Origin of the sequence: Streptomyces sp. SID5643 (assembly GCF_009872555.1) — a bacterium.
Lineage (GTDB): Bacteria > Actinomycetota > Actinomycetes > Streptomycetales > Streptomycetaceae > Streptomyces > Streptomyces iakyrus.
Genome location: NZ_WWIC01000255.1, coordinates 38,478 through 62,856 on the forward strand (window position 1 = coordinate 38,478; position 24,379 = coordinate 62,856).

Below are 24,379 nucleotides of genomic sequence, written 5' to 3' on the forward strand. Positions count from 1 at the left end.
GAGGCCATTGCCGTATGGGATGCGAAACACGCCCCACCGGCAATGGCCTTCTTGGTATGTGCAACACGTGAAAGAGGCGGGATCCCCCATGACCACCAAGGCCCAGAAGAGCGACGACGGCAAAGTGCGCGGCCGGTTTCTGCTGAAGCTGTCCGGAGAGGCCTTCTCCGGTGGCGGCGGCCTGGGCGTCGACCCCGACGTGGTGCACAAGATCGCCCGCGAGATCGCGGCCGTCGTGCGCGACGGTGCGCAGATCGCGGTCGTCATCGGCGGCGGAAACTTCTTCCGCGGCGCCGAACTGCAGCAGCGCGGCATGGACCGGGCCCGCTCCGACTACATGGGCATGCTCGGCACCGTCATGAACTGCCTCGCCCTCCAGGACTTCCTGGAGAAGGTGGGCGTGGACTGCCGCGTGCAGACCGCGATCACCATGGGGCAGGTCGCCGAGCCGTACATCCCGCTGCGCGCCGTACGGCACCTGGAGAAGGGCCGCGTGGTCATCTTCGGCGCCGGGATGGGCATGCCGTACTTCTCCACCGACACCACCGCCGCCCAGCGCGCCCTGGAGATCGACGCCGAGGCGCTGCTCATGGGCAAGAACGGCGTGGACGGGGTCTACGACTCCGACCCGAAGACCAACCCGGACGCGGTGAAGTTCGACCACCTCGGCTACGGCGAGGTCATCACGCGCGACCTGAAGGTCGCCGACGCCACGGCGGTGACGCTTTGCCGCGACAACAAGCTCCCGATCGTGGTCTTCGAGCTGCTGGCGGAGGGCAACATCGCGCGCGCCGTCAAGGGTGAGAAGATCGGCACGCTGGTGGGGGACCCCGGCAGCCGGGACTGAGACCCGAGAACCACCCCGTCCGGGGGACGGACGGGACGGAGCCGGGCCGGGGGATGGACAATGTCCCGCCGGTCGGGAACCGTTCAGAAGAAGACGCGACGCAGCCGGCCGCCGCCCACATGGAACCGCAGCCGGGCCTACTCAAGACACGCAGGAGCAAGTGGTGATCGAAGAGACCCTCCTCGAGGCCGAGGAGAAGATGGAGAAGGCCGTCGTGGTCGCCAAGGAGGACTTCGCCGCGATCCGCACCGGCCGTGCGCACCCGGCGATGTTCAACAAGATCGTGGCCGACTACTACGGTGCGCCGACCCCGATCAACCAGCTGGCCTCGTTCTCGGTGCCGGAGCCGCGCATGGCCGTGGTGACCCCGTTCGACAAGAGCGCGCTGCGCAACATCGAGCAGGCGATCCGAGACTCCGACCTGGGCGTCAACCCGAGCAACGACGGCAACATCATCCGGGTGGTGTTCCCCGAGCTCACCGAGGAGCGCCGCCGCGAGTACATCAAGGTCGCCAAGGGCAAGGGCGAGGACGCGAAGATCTCGATCCGCTCCGTGCGCCGCAAGGCCAAGGAAGCCATCGACAAGCTGATCAAGGACGGCGAGGTCGGCGAGGACGAGGGCCGCCGTGCGGAGAAGGAGCTCGACGACACCACCGCGAAGTACGTCGCGCAGGTGGACGAGCTCCTGAAGCACAAGGAAGCGGAGCTGCTCGAGGTCTGATGAACGACTCTTCCTGGGGGGCGCCGCCACAGGCCGGGTACCGGGGGCCCACCGACCAAGGGCATGGTCACGGGCACGTCCGGGGTCCGGGCCACGGGCACGTCCAAGGGGCCGCTCCGGCGGGTCCCGCATACGATGCGTATGAAGCGCCTCAGACTCGCCCCATGCCCATCGTGCCCGACGTGACCGACTTCGGCGGAAACCAGGATGACGACCGGGGGGCTGCTCGGCTGAGCGGCGCCCCGGTCCGAAACGACACGAATCCGGAGCCCATGCCCGACGCCTCGCAGCCGGCGCCCAAGCCGCCGAAGAAGAGCGCGGGCCGCGACCTGAGTGCCGCGATAGGGGTCGGTGTCGGGCTCGGTGCCGTGATCGTCGCGTCGCTGTTCATCGTCAAGGCCCTGTTCGTCGGTGTCGTCGCGGTGGCCGTGGTCGTGGGCCTGTGGGAGCTGACCAAGCGGCTGGAGGAACGCAAGGGCATCCGGGCGCCCCTCGTGCCGCTCGCGCTCGGCGGCGCCGCGATGGTCGTCGCCGGGTACGTCCGGGGCGCCGAGGGCGCGTGGGTGGCGATGGCGCTCACGGCACTGGCCGTCCTGGTCTGGCGCATGACCGAACCGCCCGAGGGCTATCTGCGGGACGTCACCGCGGGCGTCTTCGCGGCGTTCTACGTGCCGTTCCTCGCGACCTTCGTCGCGATGATGCTGACCGCGGACGACGGGCCGCAGCGGGTGCTCACCTTCCTGCTGCTCACGGTCGTCAGCGACACCGGTGCCTACGCCGTCGGCTGGCGGTTCGGCCGGCACAAGCTCGCTCCGCGCATCAGCCCCGGCAAGACCCGTGAGGGCCTGCTCGGCGCGGTCTCCTTCGCCATGGTCGCGGGGGCGCTGTGCATGCAGTTCCTCATCGACGACGGTGCCTGGTGGCAGGGACTGGTGCTGGGTCTCGCCGTCGCGGTCACCGCCACGCTCGGCGACCTCGGCGAGTCCATGATCAAGCGGGACCTCGGCATCAAGGACATGGGCACGCTGCTGCCGGGCCACGGCGGCATCATGGACCGGCTCGACTCGCTGCTGCCCACGGCTCCGGTGGTGTGGCTGCTGCTCGTGCTGTTCGTCGGGTCGGGCTGAGGAACGAGCTCCGCCGGTGAGCCCCTGCCCTGATGGGCAGGGGCTCGCTGTCGTCCTGGGAAGACGCCCGCGGGCCCGAGGTGGGACGATTCAGAGGTACCTCCCAAAGCCTCCCAAAGTCTCCCGAAGCCTTCCAAGGAGGCCATCATGGCCATCATCCGAGAGAGCATCGACGTCGACCGCCGTCCGGAGGAGGTCTACCAGTACGTCATGGACACCCAGCGCATGCCGGAGTGGCAGCTGAGCGCCGTGTCCGCGGAGCGCCTCGACGAGGGGCCCGTCGGCATCGGCACCCAGGTCCGGGTGACCCGGCACATCGGCCGTCGGGTCATGCCGATGACCATGGAGGTCACCGAGTACGACCCGCCGCACAGCTGGGGCATGCGCGGCGTCGACGGCCCCGTCCGGGCGCAGGTGCACGGCGAGGTCGAACCGTTCGACGAGGGCCGGCGCTCCCACGTCACGATCGACGTCGACTTCGAGGGCCACGGCATGGGAAAGGTCCTGGTCCCACTCGTCGTACGCCCCCAGGTCCGCAAGGAACTCCCACGCAACGAGCAGCTCCTCAAGGACCGGCTGGAGGGGATGGGGGAGTAGGGCGTCGGGCCGGGCCGGTGAAGAGCGCAGGCGTGGTGTCGGGTCTCCCCGTTGGAGAAACGACAAGATCAACGCGCTGGTGATACCCCCACCTCAGACCAACACAGAAGCGCTCGACCGGTGTCCCGGTCGAGCGCTTCGTCGCACCCACAGGTGACCACGCCCACCCCCCTCCGGCCTGGGCCCCCCGAGTTGATCTGCGACACTGGGAGGGTTATGCCGAAGCCCGGAGAACTGATCTCCTACGGGCATGAAGAAGCCCCCTACCAGCGGTTTTGTCGCCAGCAGGGGGCCGTCTCGTAGCCGGTGGGCCGTCTCGGGGCCGTCAAGGCTCCTGGGCCGTGCCGAAGACGTCGTCCAGAGCGCGGCGGGCCCGCTCGCTGCTGCTGGGCATCAGGTGGGCGTACACCCGCAGGGTCATCGCCGGATCGGCGTGGCCGAGGTACTCGCTCACGGCCTTGATGCTCTCGCCCGCGTCCAGGAGGACCGAGGCGTAGAAGTGGCGAAGGGCATGCATCCCGTGCTGCCGGGCTGAGGCGTACGGCTTCCCGGCTTCCGGCGTCGGGATGAGGCCGGCCGCGGCGAGAGCACGCTTCCACTCGTGGAAGTTGAAGTTGCTTCGCCAGACGATGCCGCCGACCGTGTTCGTGAAGATCAGGCGCCGCTCGGTGAGCGGGCCGTCCGGCCTGCCCCACGGCAGCTTGATACCCACGGGCGGATGACGCTCCATGTGCCGGCGCAGGGCGGAGGCCACCGAGGACGGGAGGGGAACGTCCCGCTCCTTGTTGCCCTTGGGAGGGGCGAAGACCGCAACACCCCGGATCAGCTTGACCTGAGTGGTGACCCGCAGCGTGTCGCCGTCGAGGTGCACGGAGTCCTCGGACAGGCCGATGATCTCGCCCTGGCGGAGACCGCAGCCGCTGCCCACTGACACCATGGCCCGGTATCTCTCCGGCAGAGCGTCGCGGACCGCGCGCACCTGGGACGGGAGCCAGGGCATGACCCGAGAGGCCGAGACGGCCGGCGGGCGGACCGATGCCGCCGAGCACGGATTCCGGGCGAGGTGGCCGTCATCCACGGCGGCCGACAGGACCGCGCGGACGTTGGCGTAGATGTTGCGGGCGTAACTACCACCTATCGTCGAGTCGATCTCCAGATCACGCACGAACTCGCGGATGTGGACCGGCCGGAAGGATCCGAGCGGACGCGCCCCGATGCGGGGGAAGGCGTGCCGCCGAAGCCGGGTCTCCACTCCGATGCGCGTGTTCAGATCGGTCGTCTGCCCGGTGATCCAACGTTCCGCGTACTGCTGGAAGGTCATCCGGGCGGCCTTGGGGTCGACGTACTGACCACGTGACATGTCGGCCGCCGTCTCGGCCAGCCACTCCTCCGCCTTGCGCTTCTGACGGTCGGGGAAGGACCGGCTCTTCTCTGTGCCGTCCGGCCCGACGTACCGCGCCCGGTAGCGGAGGCCGCTGCCGTAGCGGTCGGTCTTCACCTTCACCGGCTTGCCGTCCGGCCCCGTCTCGGTCTTGTACCAGCGATCCTGCACGTGGCCGGGCATCAGGCGGCCACCTCGGTCAGACCGTCGACCCACTGGCGAAGCCGCGCGGGGTCGTAGCGCAGGTGCCGGCCGACGCGGAAGGCGGGAGGACCTGTGCGCTTCCGCCGCCACTGATACAGCGTCTCGACCGGCACTCCGAGCAGCTCGGCGACGTCGGCCGGGGTCAGGTACCGCTCAGGAAGGGTGCGGACGGTCATGCGGCGACTCCTTCCAGGGGCAGGTCTTGCAGGGCTTCGCGGGCGGTTTGGCGGTTGAGTTGGAGACCGCGGGCGATGGTGGCGGCCAGGACGGATTCGCCCGGGGTGTGGCCATGGCCCGCGTACTGCCAGTCGGCGAGGACCAGGATGGTGTCCGGCTCCTGGTCGTCGAGGCCGAGAGCGGCGCGCTCCTGTGCGGCGCGGTAGTCGGCGCGGGCCTGGCGGAGGGCGCCGAGGGTGGTCGAGTAGCGGCGGGACTTCGAGGAGAAGTGGCCGCGGAAGCCGAGCATGTGAGCCCAGGCCCACAGGCGCCGGTCCGGGTACAGCGGGTCGAGTAGCTTGCACGCCTCGATGAGGCGTCGGGTGTGGTCCGGGACGCCGTGGCGGTCGAGTTCGGACAGTTCACCGATGCGGCGGTCGAGGGTGCCCGTGTTCTCGGCGGCCTTGGTGGCGTACTTGGCGACGTAGGAGGCGACGGCCTGTTCCGTGATGTCGGAGCCGTCCCCGAAGGCCCTGATCGGCCGGACGTCGAGCTGTCGGCCCCAGCGGAAGGTCCGGGCCGGTTGGTCGGCGACTGCCGGGACGGAGACCGAAGTGTAGGAGTGCGCGGCAGCGGCCCGGATCGCGTCGGAGAGGAGATCGACCGTGGCCCAGGTCGGCGGCGGGGAGCCAGGGCCGTCCGGTCCGTCGAGGCGGATCACGGCGTGGAAGTGCAGCGCACCCCGCTTCTGGAACTCCGCGACCTTGCCGTACGACAGCCGGGCCGATGCCTTCAACTCGCGCTGAGAGAGGCCGGCGCGGGCGGCGACTTCCCGGCGGAGCCGATTCGTGAAGCGTTGCCAGAGCTGTCCGGCGTGGTTGTTGAACAGCACCGTGCCCGCGTAGTCGTACGTCTCCGGGTCGAGGGCCGTACCGAGGGCGGGATCTTCGGGGGCGTGGCGGGTGCCGCATCGGCAGACGCCTCGGTCCGGGCGGTTGTGCACGCGGCCGAAGGAGGGTGGGGTGAGGGTGGCGAAGACGCGGGGATGGTCGCGGACGGTGGCAGGGATGTCGCGGCGGTCGTCCCCGGCGAGCCCGGCGCGTATGAGGTGGTAGGTGTCACCCGCGTACGTCCAAGCGCAGGACGGGCAGCGGGAAGCCCGGCGGTTGCCGCAGGCGAGGCGGAGTCGTCCGCCCGGTTCCTCCTCGGTGGAGTAGTGGTGCAGTGTTTCGCCGGTCGTCTTGTCCTTGTGCAGGACCCAGCCGGTCAGGTGGATGGGGTCGGCACAGCCGCCGGTGCGGCGGATCTGCTCGTGCCAGCGGTGGTAGTCAGAGGCCGAAGCCACCCTCAGCAGGTCGCCGAGGGTGGCACGGTCGAGCAGCTGCTCAGGCACGGGCACCCTCCCGGTCAAGGCGGGTGCGGGTGACGCCGAGGCCGTTGCAGGCCGGGCAGTGGGCGGTGATGGTGCGCAGGTGGCCACGGTGGTCGCGGCCGCCGAGGGTGACGGCGGCGGAGGCGAAGCCGTCGCAGGCCGGGCAGATCCTCGACGGGGGCGAGCTGTGGTGGGCCATGATGGTGGTTCCTTTCGATTGCGGTTGGAAGGAACGGCCCCGGGTGGCGGCGTGCTTGGCGGCTTGTGCGCCACCCGGCGGCCTCTCAGCGAGTGGTGTGGAAGCCCCGGCGGGTGCGGCCCTTGGCCGCGTACATGGCGGCGTCGGCAGCGGCGAGGGCGTCCGTCAGGAGGGGCACCGGCAGCTCCGCCACAGGGCAGAGGCCGACTGAGGCGGCCAGCGGGAGAGACGTCCCGTCATAGGGCAGCGGCCGGTGCAGCGCTGTCGTGAGCGCGTCGAGGTCGGCGGCGGCCAGGTCCCGGATCACGGCGACGAATTCGTCCCCGCCCAGGCGGCCAGCGGTGCCGTTGTGTCCGCACCAGGTGCGCAGCCGGTCGGCGGTGGCGACGAGGGCGGCGTCCCCGGCGGCGTGGCCGTGGGTGTCGTTGAGGGTCTTGAAGTGGTCGAGGTCGACCAGGAGCACGGCCGCGTTCGGGTGCCGGCGGATGAGGTGTTCGGCGCGGGCGGTCCATCCGGCGCGGGTGTGCAGGCCGGTGAGCGGGTCGCGGCGGGCGCAGGCGAGACGACGGGTGAGGATGCCGCCGTGCACGGCCCAGCCCAGTAACGGCACGATGCTCGCGGCTATGTGCAAGTCCATGGCGTTGCTCCTTGGCGATGGCGGTTGGCTGACGGAACCCGGTCCCAGGAGCGGCGGCGTGCTTGGCGGCTTGTGCGTCGCCCCTGGGACCGTTCAGCGACGGTGCTGCGAGGAGATGAGCGAACGAATCACCACGGCGCAGACGGCGACGGACGCGCCGGTGACGGCGACGGCCAGGAGCATCGAGACCAGGACGGCGCCGACGACCAGGACCACGGCCGTACCAGCACCCACCAGGGCGAGGGCTGTACCGGGGGTGAGCTGGATCGTCGGGCGGGTCGACGCGGTCGGCGCAGGAGCGGGCGTCGGGTGGTGCTGGACCACGGTGGTCGGCTCGACGACGGTGGGCGGGGTGATGAGTCCGGTCGGGCTGGGCATGGTGGGGATCTTCGGGCGGAGCATGGCGGTTCTCCCTTCGGGACTACTTGCTGAGGGCGGTGTCGATGGCGGGGGCCAGGACGCTGTCGGCGAGGAGGTATCCGCCGAGGAGGAGGACGGCGACGAGCCACCAGGGCGGGCGGAGGAACTTGACGCCGAGGTAGCCGACGACGGCGAGGGCGAACCAGAGGGGGACCTGCACGGCGGTGTCTCCTAGCGGACGCGGCAGCGATGGGTGCGGGCGGCGAGCTGGGCGGCACTCTGGCTGGAGTAGTCGGCGGACCAGCCGCAGCGGTCAGCGGTGCAGACGGCGGCGTACTTGGTCTGGCCGTGGCGGTCACGGTGGGTGCCGATCTGCACGGGGCCGATCCGCATCACGGAGTGGAAGTGGTCGCGGGCGGGCATGGCGGATGGTTCTCCTTCCGGGTCAGGCGAGCTGGGCGGCGATGGCGTCGGCGAGGTGGGGCGGGACGCCGAGTCGGGCGCGCAGGGTCTCGGTGTCGATCGGGGCGCCGGTGCGGTCGCGGTAGTCGGCGGCGACCTTGCGGGCGTGGTCGATGAGGACGGCGGGGATCGCGGGCGCCGGGTCGGCGGGCAGAAGTGCCGGCGGCTCCTCCACCGGGGCCGGGGCGGGCTCCGGGTCCGGAGCGGCTTCGGGGGCCGGTTCGCGGTCGTCGGCGAGATCGGGTTCCGGGGCCGCGGCGAGTGCCGAGGCATCCGGGATCCGGTGGTCGCCGGAGTGTGCGAGGAGGGTTCCGCCGAGGAAGGCGAGAGCGGGCCATCCGGCGATGCCGAGGCGGAGCAGCGCGGGTGGGTCGGCCAGGTCGAGGAATCCGGCGGTGGCGACGTTGGCGCCGAGCGAGGCGAACAGGGCGATGAGGAACCAGCACCAGGCCAGCCGGGACGGGCCCTCACTGCGGAGTCGTCGCCAGGCGGCGACCAGGAGCAGGTCGACGCTGACCGGGTAGGCCCAGGCCTTCCAGCCGTCCTGTCCGGCAGCGGCGGCCAGGTCGTGCAGGTGGGCGAAGGACAGGGCTCCGGCGATGACGGCCTGGACCAGGACGGCGTCGACGCGCAGGCTGTGACGGGCGGCCATCAGGACTCCTCCCCGGTCGGCGGTTCGGGGAGTGAGGCGGCCAGGGAAGGGCTGACGGCGTCCACGAATTCGAGGTCAGCGCCGGTCGTGTCGGCGTAGAGGGCGAGCTGGCCCAGGAGCAGGACCGTGCGGGCGAAGTCCTCGCAGTCGGGGCACATGGCGGGGGTTCTCCCTTCATCAGACATGGCAGGGGTAGGGACCTGGCGCGAAAGGCGGTCGCACCGACCGTTGGGCGGGGGGAACTCAGGCCGTGACGGCAGCCGTCTTGGACAGCGGCGCCGGGACCTCGGAGGAACTGACCAGCTCGGGCCGGAAGGGGGCCAGTTCGGGCAGGGCCGGGGTGCGGTCGGCGTACCGGTTGCAGGTGTTCACGGCCTGGCGGAGCGATGTGTGCGGGGCGCGGATGCGGTGCCAGCCTCCGGTGGAGTCCCCGGCGATGGCCAGCCCGCGTGTCTCGGCGGGGATCTGGACGGCGGCTAGGACGGCGTCCGGGGAGATGTCGCCGAAGGCCATGTTGGCGCTTGTTTCGTCGTTGACGCGGTGGGCGGTGCGGCCGGTGAGCTGGGCGCGGAGCATCGTGATGCCCTTGCCGAGTTCGGAGCCGAAGCGCTGTCCGCAGATCTCCAGGTAGATGCCGGCCGCACGGCCGAGCTGGGCGAGGCGGACCAGTGCGGTGATGATGCGGTCGCGGCGCTTCTCCTCCTCCTTGCTGGCGAACAGGGCGAGTTCGGCGACCTCGTCGACCAGGACCACGACCGGGACGGGGCGGATGTCGTCGGGCAGGTCCCAGACGTCGGCGGCTATCTCGGCGTCGGGCACGCCGGAGGTGATGCGCTGCTCAGCCCGGATGAGTTGATAGACGCCTTCCATGCGGGACACGAGCGCGTCGAGGAGGTCGGCGGCGGTGTCGGGGTTGTCGGCGAGGGCGGAGAACCGGCGGGCCAGCGGGAACAGCTCCACCCCCTGTTTGCAGTCGATGCCGACCAGGGCGACGTCCATCGGGGCGAGCCCGGCGACCAGGTTGCGTTGGTAGACGGACTTGCCCGACTCGGTGGCGCCGAGGGTGAGGGCGTGCGGAACGGCACGGTAGTCGCGGTAGTGCACAGAGCCGTCCTCGCGCAGGGCTACGGGAACCCGCATGGGGCGGGTGTCGACTTTGGAGGGCATCTGCACCCGCTTGAGGACGTCGTAGCCGGTCATCCGCACTTCCACGACACCCGAGCGCACCTCACGCGAGGTGACCCCGTACATGGAGAAGGAGTGGCGCAGCCGGTCCGAGGCGGCGGCGACGTCGAAGGCGTCCTGACCGGGGCGCAGTCCCAGACGCAGGACCAGGCCGGTACGGGTCGGCCGGAAGCGCAGGATGCGCGGCGGGCGGGTGTCCGGCACGGGCCGGTTGGCGATCCGGGCCAGAGCCAGGCGCCAGCGCGGGGGCGGGACCGTCAGGCCACAGGCGTCCATGACGGAGGCATAGCGGACCAGGACCCGCAGCGAGGCGAGGGTGACGCCGAAGGTCATCCAGTACCAGGCGGGGCGCCGCCACCGCAGGAGACCCGCAGCGGCGACGACCAGCACCAGAGCGACCGTGAAGGCGGTCATCGTCAGGCCGCCTTCGAGTTCGAGGCAGCGGCGGCCAGCGAGGTGACGGCGACCGCGCGGAAGGCGATGCCGTGCCGCTTCTGACCGTTGAAGTCGTTCTCCCACGGCCGTGCGATCAGGCCCGTGAGCGCGACCGGCGTGCCCATGGTCAGCTCACCGGAGATGCCCGGTTCGGGGACGGTGATGGAGAGGATCTCCACCTCGTCGTTGGCGGCGAACATCACGTCGACCGTCATCAGCTTCGCGCCGGACTCGACGTCCATGGCGATCTCACCGGTACGGCGGTCCTTGACCTTGGGCTGCGGGGTCTTGGCGACCATCACGGTCGCGGCGGAGGTGTCCACGGGAATCTGACGCATCGTCTTGTCTCCTGCTGCGGTGAGTTCTTGGCCGACGTCCCGTCGGTGAGATCAGGAGACCGCGACAGGGGGTGGACGCATCACGGCCCGTATGGACGTTTAGGGACGTCTGAGTTACCGTCAAAACGTCCCTGCGGGTCCCTAGGAGGGAACACCATGGCGAACGAGCGTCTGAGGGCTGCGATTTCGGCGAAGGGCGAGACGATCCAGTCCGTCGCCGAGCACGTCGGAGTCGATCCCAAGAGCGTCGAGCGCTGGATCACCACCAACCGGACTCCGCACCGGGGGCACCGCTGGAAGGCCGCGAGCTTCCTGGGGGTCGACGAGGTCTACGTGTGGCCGTCAGTCGAGAAGCAGGCCGAGAAGGCGAGCGCGTCGGAGCTGATCACGTACTATCCGCACCGCGGTGCCGTCCCTGCCCCGCTGTGGTCCTCCCTGATCGAGAAGGCGACGGACCAGGTCGACATCCTGGTGTACGCGGGACTGTTCCTCTTCGACAGTCACCCGGACCTGCCGGACCAGTTGGCCGAGAAGGCGAAGGCCGGCGCCCAGGTCCGCATCCTGCTGGGCGACCCGGATTCCGAGGCCGTGCGCCAGCGTGGCGAGGAGGAGGGCATCGGCGACGACCTGGCGGCCCGAGCGCGGATAACTCGTCGGTACCTGCAGCCCGCCATGTCGACACCCGGCGTAGAGATCCGGCTGCACGACACGATCCTCTACAACTCGATCTACCGGTTCGACGACGACGTGCTGGTGAACCCCCACGTGCTCGGAGCTCCCGCCGGACAGAACCCCGTGATGCACTTCAAGTACCTGCCGGGAGCACGGACGTTCCGGCACTACATGCGCAGCTTCGACTACGCATGGGACCAGGGCCGGAAGGCATAACCGGCTCCCGACGTGCGACGCTGAACGCATGGCACGCGTCGACTACTTCAACGATCCGAACGCCCCGAAGGCGAACAGCCTCGTCCCCTCCGTGACCGCCGTGGCCCGCAACGAGGCCGGTGAGGTCCTGCTGATCCACAAGACAGACAACGATCTGTGGGCCCTGCCCGGAGGCGGCATCGACCTGGGCGAGTCAGCGCCCGACGCGGCTGTACGCGAGACCAGGGAAGAGACCGGCTTCGACGTCGAGGTGACCGGCCTGGTCGGTATCTACACGAACCCTGGGCACGTCATGGCGTACGACGACGGCGAGGTCCGCCAGCAGTTCTCGATCTGCTTCCACGCCCGCATCGTCGGCGGCCAGCTGCGGACGAGCAGCGAGAGCAAGGAAGTGGCGTTCGTCGATCCGGGCAGGCTGGACGAGCTGAACATCCACCCGTCGATGCGCATGCGGATCGATCACGGCCTGGCCGACCGGACCGAGCCCTACATCGGCTGAGCGGCCATTCGGTCGAGGGTTCGCTCGACGGCGGCCTGGAGGTATGGACGCGCCTTGCTGATCGCGTTGTGCACCTCGCTGCCCGGCTCGTAGCGGACGAGGATCTCGTCGATGCGCGTGTCGAAGGGGAAGGACTGTCCGGCGGGGCCGGTCGTCATGTCGGCGAAGATCAGCGCGTCCAGGACGGGGGAGTCTTCCCGCTCGTAGACGGCCAGCTCTGCCGACAGACCGCGCTGCTCTGCTTCGTACACGGCCCCGGAGTGGTGAGCGACCAGCCGCACCAGACGCGCCGGCGCACCCAGTGCTTCCAGGTGACGGGCACCGTCGAGGGGATGGAACCCGGTCTCGCGAAGCTCGGGGGCGTAACCGATGTCATGCAGCCACGCTGCGGCGACGAGGAGATCCCGGTCAGCCTCGGACACAGCCGCGGAAGCCTCACGCGCCCGAGCGGCCACAGCCTGAGTGTGCAGCCAGCGATTCCCGAGCTGGGGAAGCAGAGACTCGGCGAGTTCGGCCGCTCCCTGAGGCGTGTCCAGTGCAGAAGGCATGCAAGGAACGGTAGCCGAGACGAGCGGTGAGCCGACAGGCCACGATCGAGCGACGCGATCATGGGTGCGGTACAACTTTCCCTACTTCATCAAGTGCCCGCGCACGGCGCGGGCGCGCGCCGCCTCTGCGGCGCGGCCTGCCTCCTGTCTACGCCCCGGCTAGCCGCGCCCGGCGGCGCGCTCGGCGGCTGCGGGCATGAGGTGGGAGACACCCTCTGTGGCTGGGGCGGTCGGCTCCACGGCTTTAGGCAGCCACCTTGGGGCGAGCCTCTAAGATCATGGCCCCAACGTCGTGCTTTAGCGGGCAGGTCCACAGACTGCCCGACTCGCCGGAAGCTTACGGGGCCATGATCACTCGCCCCAAAGCAGCTCCCGCCCAAAGCCGCTCCGCCGACCTTGCGCGGAACCTGCCTGGTCAGTCATCCGAGTCCAAGTCAGGAGGGAGAGCTGAGGGTGAAACTTCTCGATAGACAGCAATGGGGATAACAGAGACTGCTGGCCAGGTGGGGGCCTCGCTTAGCCCCATCCCCTCCATGGCTCGACTCGACTCCTGAATCATTTTTTCCAGGACTCGGCGGCTCATTTCTTCATTCTCAAGCGCCTGCTGCAGCGTCGTCATTACCTGTTCGAGACGAACGGTGGGCGGGGTGTGATCTCGATCCGGAATCCTGCTGACTGTCGCAACGGTCGTCCACATCTGGGGGTCCGCCCCTAGCCGCGAGAATAGAACCGACTTTTCTCCGGAGAGGTACCCTCCAGGGTCAGATACCACACCTGAGTACTGGTATTCCCAATCATCTTCACCGCAGGGATAAATACGGAGCGTCAGATGTTCACCGTACATGGCTCTGACGATCTTACCTACATCTTGGGAGAAGGTGTCATCATCGCTCAAGGAGTCGAGGGCTGTTGCTGACGCCGCAAATGAGGCTGGATAGATGATGGATGTCGGGGCGGTGATTCTAATCAACGAACCAGGGTTGAGCGCCTTATGAATGCGTCCTCGATTCCAGTTTTTCGGTTTTTTGGAGAAATCACTCACGTCCAATAGCATTTTGGCATATTCGGCCGCATCCTCAAGCATAGCGACGTGAAGATCGGCAAGGGATCGCACCTCCTGCTCGCGTGAGCCCTCGTCGTGCTGAGGGCCGTCGAGGCCGGTCAGCGAAGCAGTCCACTGCCGAGTTCGCTCTGATTTTCTCTCTTCTGGCAGACCAAAGGATAGTTGAGCGAGAAGTGTCCGAACTCGAGGAGTGTCGACATAGAGATATTCACGAACGCTTGCCTTGCCGATGTGGTTGGGCATGCCCTCTCCTGTGTGGGGTGGTAAGCCATACTCATAAGCACACGCGCTGATGCAGAGTCAAGCTTTGGCCAAAGCGTCTCATGGCGGTGATCTTTCGCCCAGGGTCCACACGGAACGCGGAGGAGCGGTACAGTCGGTTCGTGTCCCTTGCGAATGAAGATCTCGTAATCTTGGAGTACGTGCACGATAGAGCGGATCGCGATCTCGATAGGGCCGTAGACGTTTGGTCCGATTTCGAGCGCAGTCAATGGGGTGCTGCTGCACGTCGACTCCAACAAGCAGGCTTGATTGAACTTGCTTCGGTGGCCGACGATTATAAAATCACTGCACATGGGCTCAGTTTTGTCAGCGAGTTGCGCGCTAAGAGGAGTAATGGCCCTGCCAGGATGGCTTCTCTACGCCTTGAGCTAATTCGCTGGTTGTACGACTACTACCTTGAAGATGACGGGCCTGAAAGTACAGAGGACTTTGCATCCTCGGGGCGGGCTCTGTATATGGGGCGATCGTTCGGTGGTCAGGAAATTTTGCGTGCGGTTTCCTATCTGACGACGGCCGGGCTTATTCAAGGCGGACAGGTTGATCAATCGGATCACATCTTTCGACCGTCTCTCACGCCTAAGGGTGTGGATTGCGCAGAAAGCGGGAAGCCAGTGTCAGAATTTTTGAATCCAGCCCCTGGTGGTGGGCCGACGTTCAATGTCAGGATCGACGGTTCGCAGAATGTAGTAGTTGGAACTCAGTCCGACTTTACTCAGAATAATACCTCGGGAATTGATCCCGAGGTGTTGGCCAGGGTCGCGCACTTCGCTGCGGTCGCTCGCCAAGGAATCTCTTCTTACGGCCTAGAAGAAGATCAGCAGATTGAGGTCGAGCAGATCGCCCAAGAGCTTGAGGCGGAAGCCGGCGGTGAGGCCCCCGATCGCGGACGCCTTCGTCGGCTGACGGATCGACTTATGGAAGCTATTGCACCAGCTGCAGGTTCTGCGCTGGGAGGCATGGTCTTGGCACTGGGGGAACAGGCCGCGAGCGCCATCGGGGGATGACGCCCGGCCTCGCATGATTGGGCTGATCGTGACCGCTCAGGGATCCTGGGCCGTCCCTGGGCCGTCCGAGGCCGGCCAACGCTGACAGACGGCACCCAGAGGTGACCACCCCCACCCCGCTCCGGCCTGGGCTCCTGGCGATGATCTGCCACACTGGAAGGGTTATGCCTGCACCCGGAGAACTCACTTTCGTCGCCCCCCGCGGAGCCAAGAAGCCGCCGCGGCATCTTGCCGATCTCACTCCTGCCGAGCGCAAGGAGGCCGTGGCCGCTGTCGGGGAGAAGCCGTTTCGTGCCAAGCAGCTCTCGCAGCACTACTTCGCGCGGTACGCGCATGATCCGGAGCAGTGGACCGACATTCCGGCCGGTGCCCGGGGGCGGCTGCAGGAGGCGCTGCTGCCCGAGCTGATGACCGTCGTGCGGCATCTGTCCACCGACCAGGGCACCACCCGCAAGACGCTGTGGCGGCTGTTCGACGGAACGCTCGTCGAGTCCGTGCTGATGCGCTACCCGGACCGGGTGACCATGTGCATCAGCTCCCAGGCCGGGTGCGGCATGAACTGTCCGTTCTGCGCGACCGGTCAGGCGGGGCTCGACCGGAATCTGTCCACCGCCGAGATCGTCCATCAGATCGTGGACGGGATGCGGGCCCTGCGCGACGGGGAGGTCCCCGGCGGTCCCGCGCGGCTCAGCAACATCGTCTTCATGGGGATGGGCGAGCCGCTCGCCAACTACAACCGGGTCATCGGATCCATCCGGCGGCTCACCGACCCCGAGCCCGATGGTCTCGGCCTGTCCCAGCGCGGCATCACCGTCTCCACCGTCGGTCTCGTCCCGGCCATCCACCGGTTCGCCGACGAGGGCTTCAAGTGCCGTCTGGCGATCTCGCTGCACGCACCCGACGACGAGCTGCGCGACACCCTCGTGCCCGTGAACACGCGGTGGAAGGTGCGCGAGGTGCTGGACGCCGGCTTCGAGTACAGCGCCAAGTCCGGGCGCCGACTGTCCATCGAGTATGCCCTGATCCGGGACATCAACGACCAGGCCTGGCGGGGTGACCGGCTCGGGCGGCTGCTCAAGGGCAAGCCCGTGCACGTGAACCTGATTCCGCTGAACCCGACGCCCGGGTCGAAGTGGACGGCCTCGCGGCCCGAGGACGAGAAGGCCTTCGTGGAGGCCATCGCCGCCCATGGTGTGCCGGTGACGATCCGGGACACCCGTGGTCAGGAGATCGACGGGGCGTGTGGTCAGCTCGCTGCCACCGAACGGTAGTCTGACCGCCGTAGGAACATCTGCATATTCCGACAGGGGAGCGCCACAGCGCTGAGAGTGCGGCACACGGCCGCAGACCCTCCGAACCTGGCCCAGGTCATTCTGGGTAGGGAGATCGGTCATCACTCGAGCTGTTGCGCCCTGCCCGGGACCCCGGAAGTCCCGGGCAGGGCCGCGTCTTCTCCTGGTCACTCCAGGAGGAATCCAGTGGGCAACAACATCAAGCGGCTGACGGCGGCGGCCGTCGGGCTCGGCATGGCCGGCACGCTCGCCGCGTGCGGGTCGCCCGACGGCGGCCAGGGGTCCGGCGACTCCAAGACCGTGACGCTCGTCAGCCACGACTCGTGGGCCGCGTCCAAGGACGTCATCGCCGCCTTCGAGAAGCAGTCCGGGTACAAGGTCCGGGTCCTCAAGGACGGCGACGCCGGGCAGGCCGTGAACAAGGCCATCCTGACCAAGGACAACCCGCAGGGCGACGTCTTCTTCGGCGTCGACAACACCCTGCTGTCCCGCGCTCTCGACAACGGCCTCTTCCAGTCGTACGAGGCGAAGGGCTCGGAGCGGATCGATGCGGCGTACCGCGTCGACCGGGACAAGCACCGCGTCACGCCCATCGACACCGGCGACATCTGCGTCAACTACGACAAGAAGTACTTCGCCGACCACGAGCTGGAGCCGCCGAAGAGCTTCGACGACCTGATCAAGCCGCAGTACAAGAACCTGCTCGTGACCGAGAACGCCGCCTCCTCCTCACCAGGGCTCGGCTTCCTGCTCGGCACCGCCGCGAAGTACGGCGACACCGGCTGGGAGGGCTACTGGAAGAAGCTCAAGGCCAACGGCGTGAAGGTCGCCGACGGCTGGGAGCAGGCCTACAACGAGGAGTTCTCCGGTTCGGCCGGGGGCAAGAAGGCCAAGGGCGACCGGCCGCTCGTCGTGTCGTACGCCTCCTCGCCGCCCGCCGAGGTCGTCTTCGCCGACCCGAGGCCGGACACGGCCCCGACCGGGGTTGCCGAGGGCACCTGTTTCCGGCAGGTCGAGTACGCGGGGCTGCTCAGCAACGCCGAGAACACCAAGGGCGGCAAGGCGCTCCTCGACTTCCTCATCAGCAAGAGGTTCCAGGAGGACATGCCGCTCAACATGTTCGTGTACCCGGTGACCGGGGGCGCCCAGGTGCCGCCGGAGTTCGCGAAGTACGGGCCGCAGGCGAAGGACCCGCAGACCATGGCCCCGGCCAGGATCGCCGATCACCGTGACCAGTGGGTCAAGTCGTGGACCTCACTCGTACTGAAGTAGCCGCGCGCAAGCGGGGCGCGGCGGCGCGGTTCGGCCTGCTGGCCGCGCCCGTCGCGTTCTTCGCGGTCTTCTTCGCCTACCCCGTCGCCGCGATCGTCGCGCGCGGACTGAAGACCGACGGGACCTGGCACCTCGGGCGGATCGGGGAGGTGCTGGCGCAGTCGGACGTCCGGCACGTGCTGTGGTTCACCACCTGGCAGGCGCTCGTCTCCACCGCGCTCACCCTGATCGTCGCGCTCCCCGGCGCGTACGTCTTCGCGCGGTTCGACTTCCCGGGCAAGCAGGTCCTGCGGGCGGTCGTGACCGTGCCGTTCGTGCTGCCGACGGTCGTCGTCGGTACGGCGTTCCTCGCGCTGGTCGGGCGGGGCGGGCTGCTCGACGAACTGTGGGGTGTGCGGCTGGACACCACCGTGTGGGCGATCCTGCTCGCGCACGTCTTCTTCAACTACGCCGTCGTCGTCCGGACGGTCGGCGGGCTCTGGGCGCAGCTCGACCCGCGGCAGGAGGAGGCCGCGCGGATGCTCGGGGCGTCGCCCCTGAAGGCCTGGCGGCAGGTCACGCTGCCCGCGCTCGGACCGGCCGTGGCCGCCGCCGCTCTGATGGTCTTCCTGTTCACCTTCACCTCCTTCGGTGTCGTGCAGATCCTCGGCGGGCCCACCTTCTCCACCCTGGAGGTGGAGATCTACCGGCAGACCTCGGAGATCTTCGACCTGTCGACCGCGGCCGTGCTGACCCTCATCCAGTTCGTCGCCGTAGGTGCGATCCTCGCCCTGCACACCTGGACCGTGCGGCGGCGGGAGGCCGCGCTGCGGCTGGTGGACGCGTCCCTGACCGGGCGCAGGCCGCGTGGCGCGGGGCAGTGGGCGCTGCTGGGCGCGGTGCTCGTCACCGTCGCCGTGCTGCTCGTGCTGCCGCTCGCCGTGCTGGTGCAGCGGTCATTGGGCGCGCCCGGCTTCGGCTACTACCGGGCGCTGACCAGCGAGGACGGCGGGGTCTTCCTGGTCCCGCCGATCGAGGCGGTCGGCAACTCCCTGTCGTACGCCGTCGCCGCCACGCTCATCGCCGTGGTGATCGGCGGCCTCGCCGCGGTCGCGCTCACCCGCCGGGACGCCGGGCGGTTCGTGCGCGGCTTCGACGCGCTGCTGATGCTGCCGCTCGGGGTGTCCGCGGTCACCGTCGGCTTCGGGTTCCTGATCTCCCTCGACGAGCCGCCGCTGGACCTCAGGTCCTCCTGGATCCTGGTGCCGCTCGCGCAGGCCCTGGTCGGGGTGCCGTTCGTCGTACGGACCATGCTGCCCGTGCTGCGGGCCGTGGACGTCCGGTTGCGGGAGGCGGCCTCCGTGCTGGGGGCCTCGCCGTGGCGGGTGTGGCGGGAGGTGGACCTGCCGATGGTGCGGCGGGCGCTGCTGATCGCGGCCGGGTTCGCCTTCGCCGTGTCCCTCGGGGAATTCGGCGCGACGGTGTTCATCGCACGGCCCGACAACCCGACGCTGCCGGTGGCCGTGGCCCGGCTGCTGGGGCGGCCCGGTGACCTCAACTACGGCCAGGCGATGGCCCTTTCGACGATTCTGATGGTGGTGTGCGCCGTGGCCCTGCTGGTGCTGGAGAGGCTTCGCACGGACCGGACGGGGGAGTTCTGATGCTGCTGGCTCTGCGGGGAGCGACGGTCCGTTTCGGCGGGCGGGCGGTGCTGGACGCCGTCGATCTGGAGGTCGCCGAGCACGAGATCGTGTGCGTGCTCGGGCCCAGCGGCAGCGGCAAGTCGACCCTGCTGCGGGCGGTGGCCGGGCTGCAACCCCTGGACCGTGGGCAGGTGGTGCTCGACGGCCGCGACCAGGCAGGTGTGCCCGCGCACCGGCGCGGCGTCGGGCTGATGTTCCAGGACCACCAGCTGTTCCCGCAGCGGGACGTGGCCGGGAACGTCGCCTTCGGGCTGCGGATGCACGGCGAGCCGAAGCGGCAACAGGCCGAGCGAGTGCAGGAGTTGCTGGATCTGGTGGGCCTGCCGGGCGCGGGCCGACGGGCCGTCGCGATGCTGTCCGGCGGGGAGCAGCAGCGGGTGGCGCTGGCCCGGGCCCTCGCGCCGAGCCCGCGGCTGCTGATGCTGGACGAGCCGCTCGGGCAGCTCGACCGGTCGCTGCGGGAGCGGCTGGTCGTCGAACTGCGGGACGTGTTCGGCAGGTTGGGCACGACCGTGCTCGCCGTGACGCACGACCAGGGGGAAGCCTTCGCGCTGGCCGACCGGGTCGTGGTGATGCGGGACGGGCGGATCGCCCAGTCCGGTACGCCTCTTGAAGTGTGGCAGCGGCCCGCCGACGCGTTCGTCGCCCGCTTCCTCGGCTTCGAGAACGTGGTCGAGGCGACGGTCGGGGCGGAGGCCGCCGACACGCCCTGGGGCAAGGTGCCGGTGCCGGAGGGCGCCCCGCAGGGCACCCGGACCCTGCTGGTGCGGCCCGCCGGGGTGCGCCTGGTGCCCGCGGACACGGGCCTGCGCTGCACGGTGGCCGCGCGTACCTTCCGGGGCACGCATGTCGCCGTGCACCTCCAGGCCGAAGGCGCACCGCGCCTGGAAGCGGCGTGCGCGCTGCGGGCGGCACCGGAGGTCGGGGACGAGGTGGGCGTGGAGTTCGACGCCGCGGAAATCGTGGTGCTCGGCTGAACGTACCCGCCTAGGGTGCGAGGCATGACGCCACTCGCGCACGACCGCTACTGCGACGAAATCGCCCACCAGATCATCCTGTTGCGGCAGGTGGTGACGTCCGGGGCAGACCTGTCCGCAACCGTGCCGACCTGCCCGGACTGGTCGCTGGAGGAACTCGTCCGGCACACGGGTGGCGCGCTGCGCTGGGCGGAGCTGATGGTGCGGACCCGGGCCGCGCAGGAGGTACCCGAAGAGCAGGTGCCCGGTGTGGCCGGTCCCGAGGCCGTCGGTGACGCCGCCGCGCTGGACGCCTGGCTGGCCGAGACGGGCGAGCGGATCGTCGCCACGCTGCGGGAGGCCGGGCCGGAGGCGACGGTGTGGGGCTGGGCCGGGATACAGAGCTCCGGGTTCTGGGCCCGCAGGATGACGCACGAGATCACCGTGCACCGCGCCGACGCCGCTCTGGCCGCCGGGCTGCCCTACGACGTCGCGCCCGAGGTCGCCGCCGACGCGATCGACGAATGGCTCCAGATCGTGGAGTACGTGCAGCGGACGGAGCCGCAGGACGTGGTGGGCGAGCTGGTCGGCCCGGGCAGCAGCATCCATCTGCACGCCACCGACACCGGGCCGGACCTGAACGCCGAGTGGGTCGTCGAGCTCACCGAGGACGGTGTCCGCTGGCGCCGGGGCCACGAGAGGGCCACGGTCGCCCTGCGCGGGCCGCTCACCTTCGTGCTGCTCGCGTTCTACCGCCGGCTGCCGCTCGACGCCAAGGAGCTGGAGGTCCTGGGCGAGCGGGAGTTGCTGGAGTTCTGGCTGGAGCGGGCCACCTTCGGCTGAGACGGGACGTGGCCCGCCCCCGGTCGGGGGACGGGCCACATCACGGAGTGTGCCGCGGGCGTCAGCTGTCGCTGTTCGCGCCGCGACGGCGCATGCCGAAGAACACCGCACCGCCACCGACGACGACCAGGGCCGCCGCGATGCCGGCGATGATGCCGGTGTTGGAGTCGGCACCGGTCTCGGCGAGGTTGGAGTCACCGGCCGGGGCGGGCACGTTGCCCGCCGCGGGCGTGCTCTGGCTCTCCGACGGCTCCGGAGCCGGGGACTCGCCCTCCTCGGCGGGCTCGGAGGGGGAGGCCGACGGGGTCGGCGTCGCCGGGGGAGTCGACGGCGGGGGAGTCGAAGGGGGCTCCTCCTCCTTCTTGCAGGCGGTCGCCGGGGTGACGAGGTTCGGCTTGATGTCCTCGTCGACGTAACCGGCGGCCTTGACGTGGATGCGGTACTCGGAGTTCGGCTTCCACTTCTCGGCGAAGGTGATGGTGGTGCCCTCGCGCGAGCCCTTCACCTCCTGCTCGCCGACCTTCTTGACGTCGGCGCCGTTGTTCTCCAGGTACACGGTGACCGTCGCCGGGATGCCGGCGGGGTCGACGTCGGTGACGGTGATGACGCCCTTGTCACCGTCGCACTTCGCCTCGGCGGAGAACTCGCTGATGTCGCAGGCGAGCGCGTTGCCGGCGGTGCCGAGCGCGAGTGCGGCCGAGGCGGAGACGACGCCGAGGACGCGCACGGCACGTGAGCGGCGGGATACGGACAGAACTGCCACGTTTGTCCTTTACGGGATTGCTCAAGCGGGGGGTTGAGGCAGTGCTGACAGGACATCAGCACTACCGGGAGACTCACAGGTCTATAAGCGTTGCATAAGTAGTGTCAACGCATATGCAGGTTGCAAGCACTTGCTTTGCCTTCTTATTAACCGCCGAGACGTTTCAACGCCTCCGGCGCTTCCTCGATACGGTCCACCAGAGCGATCCGCGCCTCCATCGAGCGGCCCTGGGCCAGCGACCGGAGCAGCGGCCACGCGGGCAGCTTCTCCGTCCAGTGCGCGCGGTTCACCAGCACCATCGGCGTCGGCTCGCCGCGCGACTCGTAGTAGTTGGGTGTCGCGTTGTCGAAGATCTCCTGCAACGTCCCCGCGGCGCCCGGCAGGAACACCACACCGGCATTGGACCGGGCCAACAGGCCGTCCTCGCGGGTGGCGTTGGCGAAGTACTTGGCGATGTGGGAGGCGAAGGCGTTCGGCGGCTCGTGGCCGTAGAACCAGGTCGGGATGCCCACCGAGCGGCCGCCCTGCGGCCGGCGGGCGCGTATCTCGAAGGCGGCCGAGGCCCACTGGGTGATCGACGGGGTGAAGTGCGGTGCCTTGGCGAGGAGTTCGAGCGACTCGGTGAGCATCTCGTCATCGAAGGGGGCGGCGTATGCGCCGAGGTTCGCCGCCTCCATCGCGCCCGGCCCGCCACCGGTGGCGACCGTGAAGCCGGCGCGGGCCAGCTCCCGGCCGAGGCGGGCGGCGCCCGCGTACTCCTCGGTGCCGCGGGCCATGGCGTGGCCGCCCATGACACCCACGACCCGGGCGCCGGACAGGAGTTCGTCGAGCGCGTCCGAGACGGAGTCGTCGTGGACCGAGCGCAGCATGGACGCGTAGATGTCGCGGTCGGCCTTGGTGCGCTGGAACCAGGCGTAGGCGAGGGCGTCGGGCGTGGCCTCGTAGCCGTCGGCCAGCGACGCGAAGAGTTCGTCCGGGGAGTAGAGCAGGCCGCGGTACGGGTCGAACGGCAGGCCCGGGAACGGCGGGAAGACAAGCGCGCCGTCGGCCCGGATCTTCGCGTCCGCGTCCTCGCGCATCGCGCAGCCGAGGAAGACCGCGCCCGCGGTGTCCGTGGTGAGCAGTTCGCGCGTACGGTCCGTCAGGTCGACGGCCTGGACGCGGTATCCGGCGAGGGTGCGGCGCGCCGAGACGGTCGCGTCGAACTCTTCCAGGGTCTCTATCTCACGGTCGTCGTGGTGGGCCGCATGGGCGGGCATCGTCTGCACTCGCCCATGCTGGCACAGCCGCCGTCAGCCCTGGACGGCCGCCGGGTCCATCCACACGACCTCGAAGGTGTGGCCGTCCACGTCGTCGAAGGCGCGGCCGTACATGAAGCCGTGGTCCTGCGTCTCGCCCGAGACGGAACCGCCCGCCGCGACCGCCTTCTCGACCAGCTCGTCGACCTTCTCGCGGCTCTCGGCGCTCAGCGCGATCAGCACCTCGCTGGTCTTCGTCGAGTCCACGACGTCCTTCTTCGTGAACTGCGTGTACTTCTCCTTGGTGTGCACCATCACCACGATGGTCTCGCTGATCACGACCGAGGCGGTCGTGTCGTCGCTGAACTGCTCGTTGATCGTGAAGCCCAGCTCCGTGAAGAACTTCTTCGAGGCGCCGAGGTCGCCGGTGCACAGGTTCACGAAGATCATCTGCTGGTACATGCGAGGTCTCTCCCATCAAGTCCGTGTCGTTACGCGGGGATAGACCGGGGGCCGGTCAGGAACTCATCGCCGTACGGAGTTTTTTTTCGTACGAGTTTTCTGCGGGCTTGGCAGCGGCCGCGGGACTCAGCGCGCCAGGGGGAGCGCCGCCAGTTCCGCGACCGTCAGGGTGAGCGGACCGAAGACGGCGAGCAGCGCGCCCGCGCGGAGGGCGGCGGCGCCGCGCAGCGTCGTGGCGGGGGCGCCGAGCCGCATCAGGGCGGCCGTGGTGCCGGCGCGGGCTTGCCGGGCCTCGACGGCCGCCGTGAGGAGCGTCGCCGTGGTGCACCCGGTCACGAGCAGCACGCCGAGGGTGGTGAGCGGCCCCAGCGAGAGCCCGTCCGGGGCATGCAGCAGCGCCATGGCCCAGGCGGCGGACAGGACCGCGCAGACGACGCCCAGGGGGCGCCCGATGCGGACGGCCTCCGCCATGAGGATGCGGCCGGCCAGGAGCCGCAGGGCGCCGGGGCGGACCGACTGGAGCAGCCGTCCGCACAGATGGGTCAGGCCCGGACCGGCCAGGGCCAGGCCGGCGGCGGCCAGCGCCCAGCCCGCCAGCACACCCGGGGAGGCACCGGAGAAGGAGAGGTCGGGGGGTGCCGGAGCGGTACGGCTCGTGTAGCTCACCACGGCGAGGCCCGCGGCCAGCACGGTGATGCCCCACGGCAGACCGGAGGGAGCTGCGACGGTGTCCGGCAGGGCGGCCTCGGAGGCCTCGTCGGAGACTTCGGACGCCGCAGGGACGGGGTGCCGGGCGAGAGCCCCGGCGGGGCTGATGGCTCCGGCCGCGTCCGGTGCCGCCGCGTGCGCGCTGAGCCGCTGGGCGGGATCGCCCGCCGGAGCGGCCGCGGTGGCCGGGTGCGGGGCTGCGGGCG

29 protein-coding genes, 1 pseudogene and 1 riboswitch are annotated in these 24,379 nt (G+C 69.4%); of the genes and pseudogenes, 12 read left to right on the top strand and 18 right to left on the bottom strand.

What is annotated here, in order from left to right; translation table 11 throughout:
* Positions 1 to 88 precede the first annotated feature (88 nt).
* The 4 genes from pyrH to GTY56_RS28600 all read left to right on the top strand — a co-directional run bounded on the left by pyrH (position 89) and on the right by GTY56_RS28600 (position 3,292).
* Positions 89 to 847: a UMP kinase gene (gene pyrH, locus GTY56_RS28585; protein ID WP_003993277.1), complete on the top strand. Its 759-nt coding sequence runs from the start codon at positions 89 to 91 to the stop codon at positions 845 to 847.
* A gap of 163 nt (positions 848 to 1,010) precedes the next feature.
* The gene (gene frr, locus GTY56_RS28590) at positions 1,011 to 1,568 is read left to right on the top strand and encodes a ribosome recycling factor (RefSeq protein ID WP_006136598.1); all 558 of its coding nucleotides are present in this window, start codon (positions 1,011 to 1,013) and stop codon (positions 1,566 to 1,568) included.
* A complete protein-coding gene (locus GTY56_RS28595; RefSeq protein WP_161368200.1) occupies positions 1,568 to 2,695 on the top strand; it encodes a phosphatidate cytidylyltransferase in 1,128 nt (375 codons plus the stop codon). Before frr ends, GTY56_RS28595 begins: the two co-directional genes overlap by 1 nt.
* 147 nt (positions 2,696 to 2,842) lie before the next feature.
* Positions 2,843 to 3,292, top strand: a complete 450-nt coding sequence (locus GTY56_RS28600; protein WP_161368201.1) for an SRPBCC family protein — start codon at positions 2,843 to 2,845, stop codon at positions 3,290 to 3,292.
* Positions 3,293 to 3,617: 325 nt separating this feature from the next.
* On the opposite strand, the gene GTY56_RS28605 is transcribed toward GTY56_RS28600, so the two are convergent.
* The 12 genes from GTY56_RS28605 to GTY56_RS28650 all read right to left on the bottom strand — a co-directional run bounded on the left by GTY56_RS28605 (position 3,618) and on the right by GTY56_RS28650 (position 10,673).
* Positions 3,618 to 4,856, bottom strand: coding sequence for a tyrosine-type recombinase/integrase (locus GTY56_RS28605; protein ID WP_161368202.1), 1,239 nt, complete (start codon positions 4,854 to 4,856; stop codon positions 3,618 to 3,620).
* The gene (locus GTY56_RS28610) at positions 4,856 to 5,053 is read right to left on the bottom strand and encodes a helix-turn-helix transcriptional regulator (protein WP_161368203.1); all 198 of its coding nucleotides are present in this window, start codon (positions 5,051 to 5,053) and stop codon (positions 4,856 to 4,858) included. The genes GTY56_RS28605 and GTY56_RS28610 overlap by 1 nt, the downstream gene beginning before the upstream one ends.
* On the bottom strand, positions 5,050 to 6,426 hold the full coding sequence (repSA, locus tag GTY56_RS28615) for a replication initiator protein RepSA (RefSeq protein WP_161368204.1): 1,377 nt from the start codon (positions 6,424 to 6,426) through the stop codon (positions 5,050 to 5,052). The genes GTY56_RS28610 and repSA overlap by 4 nt, the downstream gene beginning before the upstream one ends.
* The gene (locus tag GTY56_RS28620) at positions 6,419 to 6,604 is read right to left on the bottom strand and encodes a hypothetical protein (RefSeq protein WP_161368205.1); all 186 of its coding nucleotides are present in this window, start codon (positions 6,602 to 6,604) and stop codon (positions 6,419 to 6,421) included. Before GTY56_RS28620 ends, repSA begins: the two co-directional genes overlap by 8 nt.
* An 85-nt stretch (positions 6,605 to 6,689) precedes the next feature.
* Positions 6,690 to 7,241, bottom strand: coding sequence for a GGDEF domain-containing protein (locus tag GTY56_RS28625; protein ID WP_161368206.1), 552 nt, complete (start codon positions 7,239 to 7,241; stop codon positions 6,690 to 6,692).
* 93 nt (positions 7,242 to 7,334) lie between these two features.
* The gene (locus GTY56_RS28630; RefSeq protein WP_161368207.1) at positions 7,335 to 7,643 is read right to left on the bottom strand and encodes a SpdD-like protein; all 309 of its coding nucleotides are present in this window, start codon (positions 7,641 to 7,643) and stop codon (positions 7,335 to 7,337) included.
* Positions 7,644 to 7,662: 19 nt separating this feature from the next.
* Positions 7,663 to 7,821: a hypothetical protein gene (locus GTY56_RS40105; protein WP_184564812.1), complete on the bottom strand. Its 159-nt coding sequence runs from the start codon at positions 7,819 to 7,821 to the stop codon at positions 7,663 to 7,665.
* 11 nt (positions 7,822 to 7,832) lie between these two features.
* Entirely contained in the window at positions 7,833 to 8,024 is a 192-nt protein-coding gene (locus tag GTY56_RS28635; RefSeq protein ID WP_161368208.1) for a mobile element transfer protein, read from the bottom strand.
* A 22-nt stretch (positions 8,025 to 8,046) separates the two neighbouring features.
* Entirely contained in the window at positions 8,047 to 8,715 is a 669-nt protein-coding gene (locus GTY56_RS28640; protein WP_161368209.1) for a DUF2637 domain-containing protein, read from the bottom strand.
* Positions 8,715 to 8,873: a hypothetical protein gene (locus tag GTY56_RS40110; protein WP_202510857.1), complete on the bottom strand. Its 159-nt coding sequence runs from the start codon at positions 8,871 to 8,873 to the stop codon at positions 8,715 to 8,717. The genes GTY56_RS28640 and GTY56_RS40110 overlap by 1 nt, the downstream gene beginning before the upstream one ends.
* Positions 8,874 to 8,958: 85 nt before the next feature.
* On the bottom strand, positions 8,959 to 10,314 hold the full coding sequence (locus tag GTY56_RS28645; RefSeq protein ID WP_161368210.1) for an FtsK/SpoIIIE domain-containing protein: 1,356 nt from the start codon (positions 10,312 to 10,314) through the stop codon (positions 8,959 to 8,961).
* Between the two features lie 2 nt (positions 10,315 to 10,316).
* A complete protein-coding gene (locus GTY56_RS28650; RefSeq protein ID WP_161368211.1) occupies positions 10,317 to 10,673 on the bottom strand; it encodes an SCO3933 family regulatory protein in 357 nt (118 codons plus the stop codon).
* A gap of 156 nt (positions 10,674 to 10,829) precedes the next feature.
* Here GTY56_RS28650 and GTY56_RS28655 point away from each other — a divergent pair, with 156 nt between their 5' ends.
* Together GTY56_RS28655 and GTY56_RS28660 are read left to right on the top strand one after the other, a co-directional pair.
* Positions 10,830 to 11,561, top strand: a complete 732-nt coding sequence (locus GTY56_RS28655; RefSeq protein ID WP_161368212.1) for an XRE family transcriptional regulator — start codon at positions 10,830 to 10,832, stop codon at positions 11,559 to 11,561.
* Between the two features lie 28 nt (positions 11,562 to 11,589).
* The gene (locus GTY56_RS28660; protein ID WP_161368213.1) at positions 11,590 to 12,060 is read left to right on the top strand and encodes an NUDIX hydrolase; all 471 of its coding nucleotides are present in this window, start codon (positions 11,590 to 11,592) and stop codon (positions 12,058 to 12,060) included.
* Here the strand turns inward: GTY56_RS28660 and GTY56_RS28665 are convergent.
* Positions 12,048 to 12,608, bottom strand: a complete 561-nt coding sequence (locus GTY56_RS28665; RefSeq protein ID WP_161368214.1) for an HD domain-containing protein — start codon at positions 12,606 to 12,608, stop codon at positions 12,048 to 12,050. The two genes, GTY56_RS28660 and GTY56_RS28665, sit on opposite strands and share 13 nt — an antisense overlap.
* A gap of 415 nt (positions 12,609 to 13,023) precedes the next feature.
* Positions 13,024 to 13,914 carry a DUF6414 family protein gene (locus GTY56_RS28670; protein ID WP_161368215.1) on the bottom strand — a complete coding sequence of 297 codons (891 nt, stop codon included), beginning with the start codon at positions 13,912 to 13,914 and terminating at the stop codon, positions 13,024 to 13,026.
* Between the two features lie 140 nt (positions 13,915 to 14,054).
* Here GTY56_RS28670 and GTY56_RS28675 point away from each other — a divergent pair, with 140 nt between their 5' ends.
* From GTY56_RS28675 to GTY56_RS28700, 6 genes are all read left to right on the top strand, one after another.
* Positions 14,055 to 14,957, top strand: a complete 903-nt coding sequence (locus tag GTY56_RS28675; RefSeq protein ID WP_161368216.1) for a hypothetical protein — start codon at positions 14,055 to 14,057, stop codon at positions 14,955 to 14,957.
* 164 nt (positions 14,958 to 15,121) lie between these two features.
* Complete coding sequence (gene rlmN, locus GTY56_RS28680; protein WP_161368217.1) at positions 15,122 to 16,228, top strand: dual-specificity RNA methyltransferase RlmN; 1,107 nt, start codon at positions 15,122 to 15,124, stop codon at positions 16,226 to 16,228.
* A gap of 24 nt (positions 16,229 to 16,252) precedes the next feature.
* Positions 16,253 to 16,359, top strand: a riboswitch (TPP riboswitch).
* A 124-nt stretch (positions 16,360 to 16,483) separates the two neighbouring features.
* Complete coding sequence (locus tag GTY56_RS28685; protein ID WP_161368223.1) at positions 16,484 to 17,521, top strand: thiamine ABC transporter substrate-binding protein; 1,038 nt, start codon at positions 16,484 to 16,486, stop codon at positions 17,519 to 17,521.
* Complete coding sequence (locus GTY56_RS28690) at positions 17,497 to 19,161, top strand: ABC transporter permease (protein ID WP_346345610.1); 1,665 nt, start codon at positions 17,497 to 17,499, stop codon at positions 19,159 to 19,161. Before GTY56_RS28685 ends, GTY56_RS28690 begins: the two co-directional genes overlap by 25 nt.
* On the top strand, positions 19,161 to 20,180 hold the full coding sequence (locus tag GTY56_RS28695) for an ABC transporter ATP-binding protein (RefSeq protein ID WP_161368219.1): 1,020 nt from the start codon (positions 19,161 to 19,163) through the stop codon (positions 20,178 to 20,180). Before GTY56_RS28690 ends, GTY56_RS28695 begins: the two co-directional genes overlap by 1 nt.
* A 24-nt stretch (positions 20,181 to 20,204) precedes the next feature.
* Positions 20,205 to 21,002 (top strand): maleylpyruvate isomerase family mycothiol-dependent enzyme, encoded by a 798-nt coding sequence (locus GTY56_RS28700; protein ID WP_161368220.1) that lies wholly within the window; start codon positions 20,205 to 20,207, stop codon positions 21,000 to 21,002.
* Positions 21,003 to 21,063: 61 nt separating this feature from the next.
* On the opposite strand, the gene GTY56_RS28705 is transcribed toward GTY56_RS28700, so the two are convergent.
* The 4 genes and pseudogenes from GTY56_RS28705 to GTY56_RS28720 form a co-directional block, all read right to left on the bottom strand.
* Positions 21,064 to 21,756 carry an LAETG motif-containing sortase-dependent surface protein gene (locus GTY56_RS28705; protein WP_161368224.1) on the bottom strand — a complete coding sequence of 231 codons (693 nt, stop codon included), beginning with the start codon at positions 21,754 to 21,756 and terminating at the stop codon, positions 21,064 to 21,066.
* A gap of 155 nt (positions 21,757 to 21,911) precedes the next feature.
* The gene (locus tag GTY56_RS28710) at positions 21,912 to 23,033 is read right to left on the bottom strand and encodes an SLOG cluster 4 domain-containing protein (RefSeq protein ID WP_161368221.1); all 1,122 of its coding nucleotides are present in this window, start codon (positions 23,031 to 23,033) and stop codon (positions 21,912 to 21,914) included.
* 24 nt (positions 23,034 to 23,057) lie between these two features.
* Positions 23,058 to 23,465: a VOC family protein gene (locus GTY56_RS28715; RefSeq protein WP_033313107.1), complete on the bottom strand. Its 408-nt coding sequence runs from the start codon at positions 23,463 to 23,465 to the stop codon at positions 23,058 to 23,060.
* 126 nt (positions 23,466 to 23,591) lie between these two features.
* Positions 23,592 to 24,379, bottom strand: a pseudogene (locus GTY56_RS28720) (hypothetical protein); the annotation flags it as partial.

What these genes read in the sequence shown, in the direction of transcription:
- GTY56_RS28640 (WP_161368209.1), bottom strand. Translation starts at nt 8,715, where the DNA reads ATGGCCGCCCGTCACAGCCTGCGCGTCGACGCCGTCCTGGTCCAGGCC.
- rlmN (WP_161368217.1), top strand. Translation starts at nt 15,122, where the DNA reads ATGCCTGCACCCGGAGAACTCACTTTCGTCGCCCCCCGCGGAGCCAAG.
- GTY56_RS28610 (WP_161368203.1), bottom strand. Translation starts at nt 5,053, where the DNA reads ATGACCGTCCGCACCCTTCCTGAGCGGTACCTGACCCCGGCCGACGTC.
- GTY56_RS28685 (WP_161368223.1), top strand. Translation starts at nt 16,484, where the DNA reads ATGGCCGGCACGCTCGCCGCGTGCGGGTCGCCCGACGGCGGCCAGGGG.
- GTY56_RS28655 (WP_161368212.1), top strand. Translation starts at nt 10,830, where the DNA reads ATGGCGAACGAGCGTCTGAGGGCTGCGATTTCGGCGAAGGGCGAGACG.
- GTY56_RS28620 (WP_161368205.1), bottom strand. Translation starts at nt 6,604, where the DNA reads ATGGCCCACCACAGCTCGCCCCCGTCGAGGATCTGCCCGGCCTGCGAC.
- pyrH (WP_003993277.1), top strand. Translation starts at nt 89, where the DNA reads ATGACCACCAAGGCCCAGAAGAGCGACGACGGCAAAGTGCGCGGCCGG.
- GTY56_RS28670 (WP_161368215.1), bottom strand. Translation starts at nt 13,914, where the DNA reads ATGCCCAACCACATCGGCAAGGCAAGCGTTCGTGAATATCTCTATGTC.
- GTY56_RS40110 (WP_202510857.1), bottom strand. Translation starts at nt 8,873, where the DNA reads ATGTGCCCCGACTGCGAGGACTTCGCCCGCACGGTCCTGCTCCTGGGC.
- GTY56_RS28700 (WP_161368220.1), top strand. Translation starts at nt 20,205, where the DNA reads ATGACGCCACTCGCGCACGACCGCTACTGCGACGAAATCGCCCACCAG.
- GTY56_RS28635 (WP_161368208.1), bottom strand. Translation starts at nt 8,024, where the DNA reads ATGCCCGCCCGCGACCACTTCCACTCCGTGATGCGGATCGGCCCCGTG.
- GTY56_RS28650 (WP_161368211.1), bottom strand. Translation starts at nt 10,673, where the DNA reads ATGCGTCAGATTCCCGTGGACACCTCCGCCGCGACCGTGATGGTCGCC.
- GTY56_RS28630 (WP_161368207.1), bottom strand. Translation starts at nt 7,643, where the DNA reads ATGCTCCGCCCGAAGATCCCCACCATGCCCAGCCCGACCGGACTCATC.
- GTY56_RS28595 (WP_161368200.1), top strand. Translation starts at nt 1,568, where the DNA reads ATGAACGACTCTTCCTGGGGGGCGCCGCCACAGGCCGGGTACCGGGGG.
- GTY56_RS28605 (WP_161368202.1), bottom strand. Translation starts at nt 4,856, where the DNA reads ATGCCCGGCCACGTGCAGGATCGCTGGTACAAGACCGAGACGGGGCCG.
- GTY56_RS28660 (WP_161368213.1), top strand. Translation starts at nt 11,590, where the DNA reads ATGGCACGCGTCGACTACTTCAACGATCCGAACGCCCCGAAGGCGAAC.
- GTY56_RS28625 (WP_161368206.1), bottom strand. Translation starts at nt 7,241, where the DNA reads ATGGACTTGCACATAGCCGCGAGCATCGTGCCGTTACTGGGCTGGGCC.
- GTY56_RS28645 (WP_161368210.1), bottom strand. Translation starts at nt 10,314, where the DNA reads ATGACCGCCTTCACGGTCGCTCTGGTGCTGGTCGTCGCCGCTGCGGGT.
- GTY56_RS28665 (WP_161368214.1), bottom strand. Translation starts at nt 12,608, where the DNA reads ATGCCTTCTGCACTGGACACGCCTCAGGGAGCGGCCGAACTCGCCGAG.
- GTY56_RS28600 (WP_161368201.1), top strand. Translation starts at nt 2,843, where the DNA reads ATGGCCATCATCCGAGAGAGCATCGACGTCGACCGCCGTCCGGAGGAG.
- GTY56_RS28715 (WP_033313107.1), bottom strand. Translation starts at nt 23,465, where the DNA reads ATGTACCAGCAGATGATCTTCGTGAACCTGTGCACCGGCGACCTCGGC.
- GTY56_RS28695 (WP_161368219.1), top strand. Translation starts at nt 19,161, where the DNA reads ATGCTGCTGGCTCTGCGGGGAGCGACGGTCCGTTTCGGCGGGCGGGCG.